The organism is Flavobacterium sp. FG139, from assembly GCF_057809695.1.
This window is the reverse complement of record NZ_JBMDKL010000004.1, coordinates 144,158-160,521: the sequence shown is the minus strand read 5'-3', so window position 1 is coordinate 160,521 and position 16,364 is coordinate 144,158. Positions and strand designations below refer to the sequence as shown.

Below are 16,364 nucleotides of genomic sequence, written 5' to 3'. Positions count from 1 at the left end.
TACATTTACAAAATATTAACAAAAACCAAATTTATATTTTTATGGATTCATCAATGATTTATGTGCCAATAGTCATGGCATTAATTGGATTAGCTTTTATGGCAATCAAAAGATCTTGGGTTTTAAAACAAGATGCCGGAGACGGTAAAATGAAAGAGATTTCAGATTACATCTACGAGGGTGCCTTAGCGTTCCTAAAAGCAGAATACAGATTACTAGCAATTTTTGTGGTTATAGCAAGTGCTGTTTTAGCAGGTATTACGTTTATACCAGGTGTTAAAACGGATATTTTAATTGTTGTAGCTTTCATTTTCGGAGCTTTCTTTTCAGCTTTAGCTGGAAATATGGGGATGAAAATTGCGACTAAAACGAATGTAAGAACCACGCAAGCAGCTCGTACTAGTTTGCCTCAAGCACTAAAAGTGTCTTTTGGAGGTGGAACTGTAATGGGTCTAGGAGTTGCTGGTTTAGCCGTTTTAGGATTAACCGGATTTTTTATCGTTTTCTATACCATCTTCATGAAAGGCGCTTGGACGAATACTGAAGATATGACTAAAGTACTCGAAACACTTGCTGGTTTCTCATTAGGTGCCGAGTCAATTGCCTTGTTTGCACGTGTAGGTGGTGGTATTTATACCAAAGCAGCCGATGTGGGTGCCGACTTAGTAGGTAAAGTAGAAGCTGGTATTCCAGAAGATGATCCGCGTAATCCTGCTACCATTGCCGATAACGTAGGAGATAATGTAGGTGACGTTGCGGGTATGGGCGCCGATTTATTTGGTTCGTATGTAGCAACTGTTTTGGCGGCGATGGTACTTGGAAATTATGTGATTAAAGATATGGGTGGCAACCTTAAAGATGCTTTTGGTGGAATCGGACCCATCTTATTACCAATGTCAATTGCAGGTTTCGGAATTTTATTCTCGATCATCGGAACCATGTTAGTTAAAATTTCAAGTGATGATGCTAAAGAAGCACAAGTACAAAAAGCATTAAATATCGGAAACTGGGTTTCTATCATTTTAACTGCCGTAGCTTGTTTCTTCTTGGTAAAATATATGTTACCACAAACCATGAACATGGAGTTCTTCGGAGAAGGATTAAAAGAAATCTCATCGATGCGTGTGTTTTATGCTACTTTAATTGGATTAATTGTGGGTGGTGCTATTTCATCAGTAACCGAATATTACACAGGATTGGGTACAAAACCAGTTTTGGCTATTGTACAAAAATCATCTACAGGTGCCGGAACTAATGTAATCGCTGGTTTAGCTACCGGTATGATTTCAACCTTCCCAACAGTATTATTGTTTGCAGGTGCTATTTGGGCATCCTATGCCTTTGCTGGTTTCTATGGTGTGGCTTTAGCGGCTTCGGCGATGATGGCTACAACGGCAATGCAATTGGCAATTGACGCTTTTGGACCAATTTCTGATAACGCAGGCGGTATTGCAGAAATGAGTGAATTACCAAAAGAAGTACGTACACGTACTGACATCTTGGATTCAGTGGGTAACACTACGGCTGCTACTGGAAAAGGATTTGCTATTGCTTCTGCAGCGTTAACCTCATTAGCGTTGTTTGCGGCTTATGTAACCTTTACAGGAATTGATGGTATCAACATCTTCAAAGCGCCTGTATTAGCGATGTTGTTTGTGGGTGGAATGATTCCGGTTGTGTTTTCGGCTTTGGCGATGAACTCGGTAGGTAAAGCGGCCATGGATATGGTATACGAAGTACGTCGTCAGTTCAAAGAAATTCCAGGAATTATGGAAGGAACGGGCAAACCAGAATATGGTAAATGTGTAGAAATTTCTACTAAAGCAGCATTACGCGAAATGATGTTGCCTGGCGTTTTAACTATAGGTTTCCCAATTGCGATTGTATTATTAGGTAAATTGGTGTATGGAAGCAACAACCAATTAATCGCCGAAATGTTAGGTGGTTATATGGCAGGAGTAACTGTATCAGGTGTGCTTTGGGCAGTGTTCCAAAATAACGCTGGTGGTGCATGGGATAATGCTAAAAAATCATTCGAAGCAGGTGTTGAAATCAACGGCGAAATGACCTACAAAGGTTCTGATGCACACAAAGCTGCGGTAACCGGTGATACTGTTGGAGATCCATTTAAAGATACGTCTGGACCATCAATGAATATCTTAATCAAATTAACGTGTTTGATTGGTTTAGTAATCGCGCCAATCTTAGGAAACGGTTCAGCTCCAGAAGGAGGAAAAATGATGAAATGCACCATCGAAATGAAATCTAACTGTTCAGAAGATATGGGCGGTTGCGACATGGATAAATGTGCTAACATGACCAAAGAAGAATGTGCTAAAATGTGCGACAGTCTTAAATGTACTCCAGAACAAAAAGAAATGTGCTTGTCTCATTATGATGCTAACGGAAAATTTGTAGCACCAAAGGAATGTGAAGGCGACATGAAAAAAGATTGTTGTGCTAAAAAAGAAATGACTTCAACCGAAGGCAAAGACGTTAGAGTAGAAATCACAAACACCAACGGAAAAGCTAAAGCAACGGTTACAACAACAGTAGGAGGTAAATCTACTTCTCAAACTTTTGAAGGAACTGAAGCCGAAGTAAAAGCTAAAGTAGAAGCCTTAAAATAATAGTGCTTACAGTATAGTATAAAGCCTCACGAAAGTGAGGCTTTTTTATTGTTTTTTTATGTAAATTTAGCCAATCATAAATAACCAATAGATGTTTAAAAAAGGGCTTTTTTTGCTGGTATTAATGGTCAATGTTGTTTTTTCGCAAAACGAATTGCCTCTCATTCCGAAACCTCAATCGATTCAAACTGAAAAGGGTTCTTTTGTCATAACTAAAGAAACGGTAATTCAAGCCGATAAAAAAACATTCGAAGCCAATTACCTAAAAGCACAAATCAAAGAAATCACAGGGTTGGACTTGCCAATTCTACCAGTTTCCAATGCCAATTCCAAGATTGCACTAAGTTTTGTCGTTGAATCTATTGTGAGTACTGCTAGCAATCAGTATCATTTGGATATTACAACTAAAAAAGTAAGTATTCAAGCTGAGTCTGATGAAGGATTTTTCTACGGAATTCAAACATTTTTACAATTAATTCCATCCAATTCAAAAACTCAAATTAAAGTCCCTTGTTTAAAAATTGACGATGAGCCCAAATACGCTTGGCGCGGCATGCACCTCGATTGCGCGCGTCATTTCTTCCCAAAAGAGTTCGTCAAAAAATACATCGATTATTTAGCCATGTATAAATTCAATACCTTTCATTGGCACTTAACCGACGATCAAGGATGGCGTATCGAAATCAAAAAATACCCAAAACTCACCGAAATTGGAGCTTGGCGCAACGGCTCGATGGTAGGGCATTACAACGATCAAACCTATGATGATAAACGTTACGGCGGATTTTATACCCAAGATGACATCAAAGAAATTGTAGCGTATGCAACCCAACGCCACATCACGGTAGTTCCCGAAATTGAAATGCCGGGTCACGCCGTGGCAGCCTTAGCTGCTTATCCCGAATATTCGTGTACGGGAGGACCGTTTCAAGTAGCCAAACAATGGGGTGTTTTAGACGATGTGTTTTGCCCGAAAGAAGAAACCATTACTTTTTTAGAAGATGTTTTGACCGAAGTGATAGCATTATTTCCTTCAAAATACATTCACATTGGTGGCGATGAATGTCCGAAAACGCGTTGGAAAACCTGTCCGCATTGCCAAGCTTTAATCAAAGAAAAAGGACTCAAAGACGAACACGAATTGCAAAGTTATTTTGTGCAACGCATCGAGAAGTTTGTAAACAAAAAAGGACGAAAAATCATCGGTTGGGATGAAATTCTCGAAGGCGGCTTAGCACCCAATGCTGCGGTAATGAGTTGGCGCGGTACCGAGGGCGGAATTGCAGCTGCTAAACAAAAGCACTTTGTGGTGATGACGCCAGGTGCTTATTGCTATTTTGATCATTACCAAGGCGATCCCAAAAATGAACCATTGGCTATTGGCGGGTACACCACAGTAGAAAAAGTATATTCGTTCAATCCAACGCCAACCGAGTTATCTGTCGAGGAAGCTCAATACATTTTGGGTGCACAAGCGAATCTGTGGACCGAATATATTGAAGATTCCTCTAAAGTAGAATACATGATTTTTCCACGAATAATGGCATTGTCAGAGGTGCTTTGGGGAACTTCAAACGCTACTAATTTTAAGAATTTTCAAAACAGAATGGTGCAACAGTTTGTAACTTTAGATAGAAAAGGAATTACGTACAGTAAAGCACTTTTTGAAGTAACGACTAAAGTGCGTCCGAGTGCTACTAATACTGCTGTTGTATTGGAATTGCATTCGGCTAATGAAGCAAAAAACATAAAATATACGACTGATAATACCACTCCAACGGCCAAGTCAATTTCGTATTCAAACCCTATTACAATTAATAAAAATCAAACTATAAAAGCGGCCTATTTTGAAAAAGAGGTACAAAAAAGTGCTTTAATAGAACAATCCTTCTTTTGGAATAAAGCAACTGGTAAACGCATCACATTGGTCGATCCGCCTCATGAAAATTATAATTCAGGTGGCGCTTTTACATTGGTAGATGGAATTGTAGGGAATCGCAGTAAATTTGGTCGAGATTGGCTCGGATTTTCAGGTAAAGACTTGAACGCTACAGTCGATTTAGGAACTGAAACAACCATTCATCAAGTGTCTGTTAGCGTGCTTTCTAATGAAGGAAGTTGGATTTACTATCCCAATACTATTGAAATTTTACTTTCTAATGATGGAAAAGAGTTTACATCAATTAAGCAACTTTCATCATCTGAAATTAAAACTGTTAATGGATTGGTTGTGGTGAATTTTGAATCACAATCGGCACAATATATCAAAGTAATTGCTACTAATTTGGGTAAAATCCCAACAGGAATGCCAGGTGCCGGATCGGATGCGTGGCTTTTTGTAGACGAAATTGGTGCAGAATAAAACAAACTTAACATGGCAAATCGCAGAAATTTTCTAAAAACAGCCGCTGCAGGTTCCATAGCATTGGCGCTGAATTCTTTTAAATCGAAAGAAGAGCAGATAGCTACCGAAACAAGAGTTGTAAATAAACCCATCGTGCTTTCTACATGGAATTTTGGCGTAAAAGCCAATGGCGCCGCATGGGAAATTCTCAAGAATAATGGTCGTGCGTTAGATGCTGTGGAAGCTGGTGTTCGTGTTCCCGAAGGCGATCCAACCGAACGTAGTGTTGGCTATGGCGGACGACCCGACTGCGATGGAAGAGTCACGCTAGATGCCTGCATCATGGACGAATTTTCTAATATTGGTTCGGTGGCGTGTTTGGAGTACATCAAACATCCCATTTCGGTGGCACGTTCTGTGATGGAAAAAACACCGCATGTGATGTTGGTTGGTGATGGTGCTCTACAGTTTGCGTTGTCGCAAGGGTTCCCGAAAGAAAATTTACTCGTTCCAGATTCTGAAAAAGAATGGAAGGAATGGCTCAAAACCAGTCAATACAAACCCATTGCTAACATTGAAAATCACGACACGATAGGTATGATTGCTTTAGACAGTTCTGGAAATCTTTCGGGTGCTTGTACCACAAGTGGCATGGCTTTTAAAATGCACGGTCGCGTAGGTGATTCGCCGATTATTGGTGCCGGATTGTATGTTGATAATGAAATTGGAGCAGCAACCGCAACCGGTCATGGCGAAGAAGTCATTAGAATTGCAGGTTGTCATTTGGTAGTCGAATTGATGCGTCAAGGGAAATCGCCTCAAAAAGCCTGCGAAGAAGCTGTTTCCAGAATTGTAAAACTAACCAAAAATCGGAATAAAGAGTTGAAAGACATACAAGTTGGATTTATTGCTTTAAACAAAAAAGGCGAATACGGTGCGTATTGTGTTCAAGGTGGTTTTAACTATGCAGTCAATGACAATTCAGGAAATAAATTAATTGATGCAGCTTACTTTTTAAAATAATGGCAAAATTAGAAATCGCTTGCTTCAATATGCAATCGGCTATCATTGCTCAAGAAAATGGAGCTGATCGAGTAGAACTTTGTGACGGAATTGCTGTTGGTGGCACTACGCCTGATTACGAAATGGTGACACAAGCACGTCAAGAATTAAGCATCGATTTGAATGTTATGATTCGACCGCGAGGCGGCAATTTTGTGTATACAAAGGAAGAGTTTGAACAAATGAAATCGGAAATTTTAGCCTTTAAAAAACTCCATGTTGATGGATTTGTGTTTGGGATTCTAAATGAAAACGGTACCATAAATGTCGAGCAAAATAAAGCATTAGTACAATTAGCACATCCATTTCCATGCACATTTCACCGAGCTTTTGATGAGGTTTCTAATGTCTTTCAAGCACTTGAAGAGATTATTGATTGCGGTTTTCAAACGATCTTAACTTCAGGGCAAGCACCTCATGTGATGGAAGGTTGTGATTGTTTAACGGAATTGGTTTCTAAAGCCAATAATCGCATCATTATCATGCCTGGTGGTGGATTGCGGTCATCAAATATTTCTAGTATTCAACAAAAAACAAAGGCACACTATTACCATTCATCAGCTATTACTGATGGAGATGAAACTGCCAATGCTTTTGAAGTAAAAGCCTTAAAAATGAAGTTGAATCTTTAATTTTGTTGCTATGAAAAAATACATTTTTCTTTTCGTTTTGGGATTTTATGGAAGGATTTACAGTCAAAGTCAAGCAACGTTAGATAGCATTACAGTTGATTATAAAGTGTGCTTGGAGCAAACAAAAGATCGAGTTACCTGTACCAAAGAACTTTTTTGGCTGTATCAAGATTTGCAATTTGATTTTTACCATAAATCAGTAGAGGGTTTAGATAGTATTACTAAAGTCAACAAAGCTAAAGCTTGTGGTGAATGGGTGAAAACTAAAGACTATTTTGTGGGTGCACAATTATTAAAGTTCAAGCAAAAATACCCCAAAGAACGTATTGATAGACCCAGTAAACTAGCCGAAAAAGATGCCTATTTGGCCTTTAAAAACATTTGTGATTATATTTTAGAACGCATTAAATACCTCATGACGCAAACAGGAACAAAGAAGTGAATCGCTGTCAAATGAAGTTGATAGTTACAATAGTATTTCATAAAAAAAATGCCTCACATCGGTAAGGCATTTAATATTTTATTAGAACAAACCGTTTATTTCGGCATCAATTCTATTGATGATCATTCCTAAATCTTCCGGATTGTTTACAAAATCAATATCATCAACATCAATAATAAGCAGTTTTCCTTTGTCGTAGGTAGTAATCCAAGCTTCGTAGCGCTCGTTCAATCGGCTTAAATAGTCAATCGAAATGGTATTTTCATAATCACGACCGCGTTTGTGAATTTGTCCTACTAAATTCGGAATCGAACTTCTTAAATAAATCAACAAATCGGGTGCTTTTACCAAGCTTTCCATCAATTCAAAAAGCGATTTGTAGTTTTCAAAATCACGATTGGTCATCAATCCCATAGCATGTAAGTTGGGCGCAAAAATGTGTGCGTCTTCATAAATCGTTCTGTCTTGAATGATTTTTTTGCCGCTTTCGCGAATTTGCAACACTTGACGGAATCTACTGTTCAAGAAATAAATCTGTAAGTTGAACGACCAGCGCTCCATTTGATGGTAAAAATCATCCAAATAAGGGTTGTCTACTACATCTTCAAAATGAGGTTCCCACTTAAAATGTTTTGCTAAAAAACGCGTTAATGTTGTTTTTCCGGCGCCTATATTTCCTGCTACTGCTATGTGCATTATGGTATTGTAATTTTATAATTCGTAATTCCTTGGTTGGTAAAAATAGATAAAATTTGGTCTTTGTAATACATTTTTTTGAACGATTTCTCAACAATTTGTATTTCGTAGGTTTTATCAGTGTTTTTGTCATTTAGGAACCACCTATTGTCTTTGAAAAACATGATTTTATCATCACTTAGCAGTTGTACATTCGAGCCAGTAGCTACTGTGCCATTGGAAAATGTTCTACCATAAATGGTGCAAACCATCCAATTATTTTGCTTGTCAATCCATTGAAAATAATTAAAATCACTCTGATAATCCATTATTCCATCGGTAATAGGAATTCCGATGTTTTGATACAAATTAGAATTCAAGTCATACAAAGCAAGTTGCTGATTCATGCTATTGAAAACCCATAATTTATTTTGACCCGAAACACCAACAGCGGAGGCAACAACTGGGATTTCTAATACAGAAAAATCTACTTTCTGAATTTCATTCAATTGATTGTCTAAGACGATAACTGAATTGAATGCTTCGTAAAAAACAACCACTTTTAACGGATTCAAAATATCGACTTTGCTGATTTTTCCCAACGAAAGATTTTGGTATTGCAATAGTGCACTTTCGGTTTTTTTGAAAAGCACATTGTTTTTAAGGTAAAAGCAATTGTGGTATCCGTCAAATCCCACAAAAGCATCGGCTTCAATAGCAATTGAATCGGTTTTAATGGGAATTAATTTCTGGTTTTGAGCGAAACTAATGCCACACAAGAAAATCGTTAAAAGACAAATTATTTTTTTCATTCTGAGGCTAAATTACAGTAAACCATTTGAATTTTAAGAAGTCAACGTTAAATATTTAACAAATCTTTGGTAACAAATGAGAATTCCAATCGTCATATTTGTTACTTCAAAACAATAAAGCAACTCATAATGAAAAAAATAACGTTTACTCTAGCACTTTTATTGGCGTTTATTACTTCTAATGCGCAAAAAGATTTTCAAGGAATGGCGGTTTACGAATCGAAAACCAGTACCGCCGATTTTAAATCTAGAATGTCGGGAAATAAAGATATTACTCCCGAAATGCAAAAGATGATCGAAGAGCGAATGAAAAAAATGTTTGAAAAAACATTCATTTTAAATTTTGATAAACAAGCCTCTATTTACAAAGAAGAAGAAAAATTGGATGCGCCAGGACAAAATAATGGTGGAATGCGAATGATGTCTTCAATGATGGGCGGTGGCGGAACCTATTATAAAAATGCTAAAGAGAAAACGTATACGGTTGATAAGGAGTTTATGGGAAAAGAGTTTTTGGTGAAAGATTCACTGATAACTTACAAATGGAATATGGAATCGGAAACGCGTCAAATAGGTGGGTATACCTGTTACAAAGCAACGGCAGTCATTCCAGCTAGTAAAACCGATTTTAGAAATTTCCGACCTAAAAAAGAAGAAGACATCAAAAAAGCTGAAGATGCTAAGAAAGACGAAACTAAAACTGCCGATGGGAAAGAGAAAAAAACCAGCTTTATGGATGAAATAGATTTGCCAAAAGAAATCACCATTACGGCATGGTATACACCAGAAATTCCGGTTAATCAAGGGCCAGAAGGCTACTGGGGATTACCCGGTTTGATTTTGGAAGTAAACGACGGTAAAACCATCATTTTGTGTTCAAAAGTAGTTTTGAATTCGAAAGATAAAGTAGAAATCAAAGCACCAACCAATGGTAAAGTGGTTACTCAAAAAGACTACGATGAAACCGTAATCAAGAAAATGGAAGAATTTAGAGAAATGAACCAAGGTCAAGGCGGAGGTAGAAGAATGGAAATGCGAATGGGTAACTAATTCCACAATATAAAAACACAAAGAAGAATCTCTAAAATGGGATTCTTCTTTTTTATTTAAAAAATCAAACAAAACAAAGACAATACAATTTTAGTTATGAAGAACATTACGTTACTTTTTTTATTCGTTACTACGGTTTCGCTGGCACAAAATATTCGCTTTGAAGGTGTTGTTTTGGAGTCGGGAAAAACACCCTTAGAAATGGCCAACATTATGGCGGTCAACCAAGCCACTAAAGGAATGGATGCTTATGCCATCACTAATGACAAGGGAAGATTTGTTTTGAATTTGAAAGCCAATGCAACTTACACAATTAAGTTAAGCTACATCGGAATGCAAAACAAAGAAATTACGGTAACTACAAAAGCCGAAAACATGACCCAAAATATTTCGATGGAACCCGGAGGAATTCAGCTCGATGGCGTTGAAATTGTTCGTGAAATGCCCGTTTCTATTAAAGGCGACACCATAGTATATAATGCCGATTCTTTCAAATCGGGAACCGAACGAAAATTGGAAGATGTATTGAAAAAACTACCTGGAGTAGAAGTTAATGCCGATGGTGAAGTAGAAGTAGAAGGAAAAAAAGTGACCAAATTAATGGTGGAAGGAAAAGACTTTTTTGATGGCGATACCAAATTAGGCGTGAAAAATATCCCGGCAGATGCGATTGACAAGGTTCAAGTGCTCAGAAATTACAATGAAAATTCTATTTTAAAAGGCGTTGAAAACAATCAGGATAATGTAGCGATGAACATCAAATTGAAAGAAGGTAAAAAGAACTTCTGGTTTGGAGACATGACTGCTGGTGCCGGAAACAGCAAGCGTTACATCGTAAATCCGAAGTTGTTTTATTACAATCCAAAATACAGCATTAATATCATTTCAAATTTTAATAATACTGGAGAATTGCCATTGACTATTCAAGATTATTTTAAAATGACAGGAGGATTTAAAAATATGATGTCTAAAGGTGGAAGTAATTTTAATGTGTCGTCCAATGATTTGGGGATTTCCTTGTTGCGCAACAATAGAGCTAAAGAAATCATTACTCGTTTTGGTGCTACTAATTTTGCCTATAATCCAACTAAAGCTTGGACCTTGAGCGGTTTCGGGATTTTGTCATCGTCAACCACCGATTTAGAAACGGTAACGCAAACTACAATTTTGGCCACCAATACCAATACGACACGTAATGAATTAGCACATCAAAAATCAGATTTTGGGTTGTTCAAATTGAGTTCGAGCTACAAACCCAATGCTAAATTCCAGTTTGACTACGATATTCTGAATAAGCTTTCAAGGCAAAATGAAGAATCGGGACTGTTACGAGAAAATATTTTTCCAGACAACACAACAACTTCTGAAAACATTGCGACGACTAAAAAGCAAAACCCAACCTCGGTCAATCAAAATTTAGGGTTGTATTATACACAAAGCGATAAAAACGTTTTTGCCTTTGAAGCACAGCATTTGTATCAAGATGAGAACCCTTTTTACAACATGAATTTAGGATACAATCCATTTCCAGATTCTCCAATTCCGAATGATCCCAATAATCTAGGGATTCAAGATCAAGGTTTGGGAAGGTATATTTTAAATCAAAACCGTTATGTAAAAACCAACAAGCTCGATTCTAAATTGGATTATTACTATATGGTAACGCCAAAAAGTAATATCAATGTAACTTTAGGAAATACGTATTCGTATCAAAGTTTTAACTCCAATATCTACCAAGTTTTAAGTGGTGGTGCCGTTAACGATATGAATGCTAATTCTAAAAACGATGTGCGCTACCATTTTAATGATGCCTTTTTAGGATTGCATTACAAGGTGTTAACCGGTAAGTTTACTATAACACCAGGAGTTAGCTTCCATACTTATGCAATGAATAACCAACAATCAGGAACCGATTACAAGAATAATTTCACGAGAATTTTACCCGATTTATTTGCTTTGTGTCAAATCAAAAAGGCAGAAACGTTGACGTATAATTTTTCATTTTCCAATGATTTTACCGACATCAATCAGTTGGCTTCGGGTTATGTTTTGTCTAGTTACAGCAGCTTGTTTAAAGGATATAGAGGTCTTGAAAATGCCACTTCTCAAGTACATACGTTGCGTTATTTTAAATACAACATGTTCAATTTTGAAAATATTTTTGCGGTAGCCAATTATACTAGAAAAATGGACGCTGTAAAAACAAATGCTGAATTTATTGGTGTAAATCAATCGTCTACACCTTACAATTCATCTAATTTTGCTGACGAATCGTTGTCGGGTATGGGAAGCTACGGACGTTCGTTCTTGAAAAACTACAAAGCATCTACCAGTGTAAGTGTGAATTGGAACAAATATTATAATTTACAAAATGGTTCCTTAGCAACTTCCAAAAGCTACGTTCAAAATTATACATTTAAAGTAGCGACTAATTATAAAAACTTGCCCAACATCGAATTAGGGTATAATTATGTGATTACCGACAACAATAATAATAACAGAGTAACCAAAATTTATACGCAAAAACCTTTTGCTCGTTTGGATTATTATTTCTTGAAAAGTTTCTCGTTTGTATCCGAGTATGAGTATTATAAATATTACAATAACGACAAAACGATTCAAAATAATTACCAATTCTTAAGTGCAAGTTTGATTTATCAAAAAACAAAAGACAGTAAGTTTGAATACAAAGTTGCAGTAACCAATTTGTTGAATACGACAACACTTAACGATAATTCTTTCAATCAATACAATACTACAAATTCACAGTACACCGTTCAACCGCGATATTTTATATTTAGTTTGAAATACAATTTGTAATAAAGTTTACTTTTTTAAAGAACTCCTTCGAAATAGAAGGAGTTTTTTTTCGAAGTAATTTTATAATATATACTCGTTATGTAGCGTTATTAGTATTAAAAACCTATTTTTAAACCGTTATTAACCAACCAATTTATTTCATGAGAAGAATTTTTGTTTTGTTGTATTTCTGCGGAATTTCAACTATTTTTTCACAAACAACAGCTTTAGAGCCAGGAGTTTATAAGTCTAATGTAAAAGGACAAAATGTGATGCTGAAGGTCTTTGAAGACAATAAGTATGAAATGTCTTTTTTATACGGCAAATTTACTGTAGATAATGATACTATTAGCTTTAAAAGCAAACCCGAAGGTGAATCGGGGTTTAAAGTTAAAGTCAACAAAACTGCCGAATATTCTAGTACGTTGAAAATAAAGATTAAGGCAGAGTATTTAATGTATTTTGGTCAAAACATCTATTTGGGAACACAAAAAGAAGATAATGCCATGGTAGAATACAAGCCAATTTTTGACTATCTCAGGGAAAAAGACAAGCAGTATTCTGAAAGAAAAACAGAGTATACCCTAAGTATTGATAAGGTAAAATACCTATATTTTGTAGAGAATATTCAACCCGAAGCGTCAATTTCTAAATTTCAGATTGATCCCGAAACTAATATGATTGAAATGGAATATGAAGGTTTGGCAGCGGCAAGTATTCAGCTAAAAGGGAAAGTCGACCCTGAAACCAAAAAGCTCACGATAATGGAGGGAAGACGAGCTTCACCCATTTTTGTTTTTGAAAAAGAAGGAACAGAAACGCCAAAAGTGACAGATGAAAATTTAAAACCTTTAACCGTTCAATACGATAAAGAATGGAAAAAGAACAACGGCTTTGAAGAAGAAGAAAATACCGAATATTTTGGAGAACGCGAAGCCGCTTCTTATACTTTTAAACATACGAATTTTAAAAATTACGATGAAGCTCTGAAAAACACAGCAAAATCAGAGTCTAAATTTTTAGCAATTGTGTTTGATAACAGTAAAGACGCTCCAAAAAAATTCAATTCTTTTATAAAATCGTCTGAAGAAGAAATGACCCATTATATGCGAAGAGGTTATAATGCCAGTCGCGATCATTTTAATTTTTATTTGGCTTCAGAAAAAGATAAAGCCTTGTTGGAGAAATTCAAAATTAAAAATCAGCCAGTAATCGTTTTTTTAAATTCAAATGGAGAATTACTTTACCATACGGATGGAGCTTTAGAAGGTGATAATTCGGATAAATTTAACCCAAGAAATTCTATTGCTGATGAATTGACAAAGACCAATGCTAAATTGAAATTGGATAAAATTTTAAGCAATAAGAAAGCATCTGTTAGTGAATTAAAAAAAGGCTTTTTAGCCATTACAAAAGCCAAAGGCGGCTCGTCTTATGACTATGATGCTGTAGCAGATTCTACAGCAGTAGAAGTACAAGAAGATTATGATGGTGTGGCAGTAGATACCGCAGTAGCTGCTGTAGCAGAGCCACGTTTGTATGACGATGATTATTTCCGTGTAGACGACCAGCAAAATTTGTACCTCTTTAAAGCCAATAAGAATACTGTAGCTGAAAAGTGGAAAAGTATAGTGGCTTATTACACCAAAGAAAATGAGTATGATGCTGATTTTATTGAAATTGCCAAAAGAGAATTAATTGGGCATGGGTTTACCTCTAAATTATTTGATGGTGAAGCCTCTAATTATGATTTGGATTTTAAAATTTTAGATTATATTTTTAAAAATTATGAGTTAATCCTTAAAAAAGAAAATCCTACAGAACCTCTGAATGAATATGATGACATGGGGTATAGGCTCAATGAAGATGAGGATGAAGTTGAAATAGCAAGAATATTGAGTTCGTTTTTTTCTAAACGTTTGGGTGATGCAACGCTACTTGATACGTCTTCAAAAGAGAAGTACATCAAGTACAACAAAATGTTTTTAAAAGTATCGGGTTATAATCTTAGTAATTTCAAAACCTATATTGAACAAATTGGCGCAAGCAATCCGACAGATAAAGCCTTGTATTTTTCTGAATTTGAAGATTTTTTCAATACCTTCACATCAAAGAATCAAAGTGTTATTGAAACATTAGATGTTATGTATGTGGGCCAAAAAGATGATTATATGGACTGGAATGATTACAAACAAATTTATTCTGGATTGGCAAACACCGTAGCATGGGACGTTGTTGAGTTAAAAACAAAAGACCAAAGTTTAATTCAGAAAGCTATTCAATGGAGTGAATCGAGTTTGAAAGTGGATCCAAAGAGTCCGTATTATCTGGATACGTTGGCTCAGTTGTATTACATGAATAACCAAAAGGATAAAGCAATTGCAACCGAACAAAGAGCTATAGACAGTATCAAAGACAATGACACTGACCAGATTCAAACGTATACCGATGTTCTGGAAAAAATGAAAAACGGAACGTATTAAAAAACAAAAACCTGACTAGAAGTAGTCAGGTTTTTTTTATCAATCTTTTAAATATTACAAATTAAAAGCGTTTTTTACTTGGTCTACAAAATCTAATTTCTCCCAAGTAAATAATTCAACAGTTACTGTTTTTTCTTCTCCGTTTGGAGTTTTAAACGTTTTGGTTACAGTTTCTGGTTTTCTTCCCATGTGACCGTATGCCGCTGTTTCACTATAAATTGGGTTTCTCAATTTTAAACGTTGCTCAATAAAATAAGGACGCATATCAAAAATAGCTTCTACTTTTTTGCTGATTTCTCCATCGGTTAAATTAACTTTAGAGGTGCCATAAGTAACTACATTAATTGAGGTTGGTTTTGCCACTCCGATAGCATACGAAACTTGTACTAAAATTTCGTCACACAATCCAGCAGCAACCAAGTTTTTAGCAATGTGACGCGTAGCATAAGCAGCACTTCTATCTACTTTACTTGGATCTTTTCCAGAAAAAGCACCACCACCGTGAGCTCCTTTTCCACCATAAGTATCCACAATAATTTTTCTACCAGTCAATCCAGTATCTCCGTGTGGTCCTCCGATTACGAATTTTCCAGTTGGGTTAATGTGATACGTAATGTCATCGTTAAAAAAGTGAGCATATTGTGGGTATTTTGCTTTAATTCTCGGAATCAAAATCGAAATCAAATCGCTTTTAATTTTCGCCAACATTTCAGCTTCTGGAGCAAAATCATCATGTTGTGTAGAAATTACAATAGCATCAATACGTTGTGGTTTGTTGTCGTCAGAATATTCTAAAGTCACTTGTGATTTAGCATCTGGACGTAAATACGTAATTTCAGAATTTTCTCTTCTTAAATTGGCTAATTCAATCAACAAAGCATGGGATAAATCCAATGCAAGTGGCATGTAATTCTCAGTCTCGTTAGTAGCGTAACCAAACATCATTCCTTGATCACCAGCACCTTGCTCTTCTTTGCTTGCTCTATCAACACCTTGATTGATGTCGGCAGATTGCTCGTGAATTGCTGATAAAACACCGCAAGAATTGGCTTCAAACATATATTCGCTTTTGGTATAACCAATTTTCTTGATTACTTCTCTAGCAATGGTTTGAACGTCTAAATAGGTATTCGACTTTACTTCACCAGCAAGAATTACTTGTCCTGTAGTTACTAGAGTCTCACAAGCTACTTTTGATTCGGGATCAAAAGCTAAAAAATTGTCAATTAATGCGTCTGAAATTTGATCAGCTACTTTGTCTGGATGTCCTTCACTCACTGATTCTGACGTAAATAAATAAGCCATAATATAATTTATTTTTAAATTTATTTTGAGAAGAAAAAAAAGGACCGCAAGAATGGCTAAAGAGAGTTTCTGCTTTAGCATTTTTTAACGAGGTTGCAATCAGTTCAAATTTTTCCTCTAATTTTTTTGC

At 36.1% G+C, this 16,364-nt stretch carries 11 protein-coding genes; 8 read left to right on the top strand and 3 right to left on the bottom strand.

What is annotated here, in order from left to right; genetic code table 11:
• Window positions 1-41 precede the first annotated feature (41 nt).
• The 5 genes from ACODSI_RS04985 to ACODSI_RS04965 all read left to right on the top strand — a co-directional run bounded on the left by ACODSI_RS04985 (window position 42) and on the right by ACODSI_RS04965 (window position 7,110).
• Entirely contained in the window at window positions 42-2,630 is a 2,589-nt protein-coding gene (locus ACODSI_RS04985; RefSeq protein WP_488915747.1) for a sodium-translocating pyrophosphatase, read from the top strand.
• Window positions 2,631-2,721: 91 nt separating this feature from the next.
• The gene (locus ACODSI_RS04980) at window positions 2,722-4,992 is read left to right on the top strand and encodes a glycoside hydrolase family 20 protein (RefSeq protein ID WP_488915746.1); all 2,271 of its coding nucleotides are present in this window, start codon (window positions 2,722-2,724) and stop codon (window positions 4,990-4,992) included.
• A gap of 12 nt (window positions 4,993-5,004) precedes the next feature.
• Window positions 5,005-5,997, top strand: a complete 993-nt coding sequence (locus ACODSI_RS04975; protein ID WP_488915745.1) for an isoaspartyl peptidase/L-asparaginase family protein — start codon at window positions 5,005-5,007, stop codon at window positions 5,995-5,997.
• Window positions 5,997-6,668: a copper homeostasis protein CutC gene (locus ACODSI_RS04970; protein ID WP_488915744.1), complete on the top strand. Its 672-nt coding sequence runs from the start codon at window positions 5,997-5,999 to the stop codon at window positions 6,666-6,668. Before ACODSI_RS04975 ends, ACODSI_RS04970 begins: the two co-directional genes overlap by 1 nt.
• A gap of 10 nt (window positions 6,669-6,678) precedes the next feature.
• Window positions 6,679-7,110 (top strand): hypothetical protein, encoded by a 432-nt coding sequence (locus ACODSI_RS04965; RefSeq protein WP_488915743.1) that lies wholly within the window; start codon window positions 6,679-6,681, stop codon window positions 7,108-7,110.
• Between the two features lie 81 nt (window positions 7,111-7,191).
• On the opposite strand, the gene ACODSI_RS04960 is transcribed toward ACODSI_RS04965, so the two are convergent.
• Both ACODSI_RS04960 and ACODSI_RS04955 read right to left on the bottom strand, forming a co-directional pair.
• Window positions 7,192-7,806 carry a deoxynucleoside kinase gene (locus ACODSI_RS04960; protein ID WP_488915742.1) on the bottom strand — a complete coding sequence of 205 codons (615 nt, stop codon included), beginning with the start codon at window positions 7,804-7,806 and terminating at the stop codon, window positions 7,192-7,194.
• Window positions 7,806-8,597, bottom strand: coding sequence for a hypothetical protein (locus ACODSI_RS04955; protein ID WP_488915741.1), 792 nt, complete (start codon window positions 8,595-8,597; stop codon window positions 7,806-7,808). The genes ACODSI_RS04960 and ACODSI_RS04955 overlap by 1 nt, the downstream gene beginning before the upstream one ends.
• 129 nt (window positions 8,598-8,726) lie before the next feature.
• On the opposite strand from ACODSI_RS04955, the gene ACODSI_RS04950 reads away from it, so the two are divergent.
• From ACODSI_RS04950 to ACODSI_RS04940, 3 genes are all read left to right on the top strand, one after another.
• The gene (locus tag ACODSI_RS04950) at window positions 8,727-9,647 is read left to right on the top strand and encodes a GLPGLI family protein (RefSeq protein ID WP_488915740.1); all 921 of its coding nucleotides are present in this window, start codon (window positions 8,727-8,729) and stop codon (window positions 9,645-9,647) included.
• A 96-nt stretch (window positions 9,648-9,743) separates the two neighbouring features.
• Window positions 9,744-12,467, top strand: a complete 2,724-nt coding sequence (locus ACODSI_RS04945; protein ID WP_488915739.1) for a carboxypeptidase-like regulatory domain-containing protein — start codon at window positions 9,744-9,746, stop codon at window positions 12,465-12,467.
• Between the two features lie 140 nt (window positions 12,468-12,607).
• Window positions 12,608-14,929 (top strand): tetratricopeptide repeat protein, encoded by a 2,322-nt coding sequence (locus tag ACODSI_RS04940; protein WP_488915738.1) that lies wholly within the window; start codon window positions 12,608-12,610, stop codon window positions 14,927-14,929.
• Between the two features lie 54 nt (window positions 14,930-14,983).
• Here the strand turns inward: ACODSI_RS04940 and metK are convergent, their stop codons facing one another.
• Complete coding sequence (gene metK / locus ACODSI_RS04935) at window positions 14,984-16,234, bottom strand: methionine adenosyltransferase (protein ID WP_488915737.1); 1,251 nt, start codon at window positions 16,232-16,234, stop codon at window positions 14,984-14,986.
• Window positions 16,235-16,364: the final 130 nt, after the last annotated feature.

What these genes read in the sequence shown, in the direction of transcription:
- ACODSI_RS04975 (WP_488915745.1), top strand. Translation starts at nt 5,005, where the DNA reads ATGGCAAATCGCAGAAATTTTCTAAAAACAGCCGCTGCAGGTTCCATA.
- ACODSI_RS04950 (WP_488915740.1), top strand. Translation starts at nt 8,727, where the DNA reads ATGAAAAAAATAACGTTTACTCTAGCACTTTTATTGGCGTTTATTACT.
- ACODSI_RS04940 (WP_488915738.1), top strand. Translation starts at nt 12,608, where the DNA reads ATGAGAAGAATTTTTGTTTTGTTGTATTTCTGCGGAATTTCAACTATT.
- ACODSI_RS04965 (WP_488915743.1), top strand. Translation starts at nt 6,679, where the DNA reads ATGAAAAAATACATTTTTCTTTTCGTTTTGGGATTTTATGGAAGGATT.
- ACODSI_RS04980 (WP_488915746.1), top strand. Translation starts at nt 2,722, where the DNA reads ATGTTTAAAAAAGGGCTTTTTTTGCTGGTATTAATGGTCAATGTTGTT.
- metK (WP_488915737.1), bottom strand. Translation starts at nt 16,234, where the DNA reads ATGGCTTATTTATTTACGTCAGAATCAGTGAGTGAAGGACATCCAGAC.
- ACODSI_RS04960 (WP_488915742.1), bottom strand. Translation starts at nt 7,806, where the DNA reads ATGCACATAGCAGTAGCAGGAAATATAGGCGCCGGAAAAACAACATTA.
- ACODSI_RS04955 (WP_488915741.1), bottom strand. Translation starts at nt 8,597, where the DNA reads ATGAAAAAAATAATTTGTCTTTTAACGATTTTCTTGTGTGGCATTAGT.
- ACODSI_RS04985 (WP_488915747.1), top strand. Translation starts at nt 42, where the DNA reads ATGGATTCATCAATGATTTATGTGCCAATAGTCATGGCATTAATTGGA.
- ACODSI_RS04945 (WP_488915739.1), top strand. Translation starts at nt 9,744, where the DNA reads ATGAAGAACATTACGTTACTTTTTTTATTCGTTACTACGGTTTCGCTG.
- ACODSI_RS04970 (WP_488915744.1), top strand. Translation starts at nt 5,997, where the DNA reads ATGGCAAAATTAGAAATCGCTTGCTTCAATATGCAATCGGCTATCATT.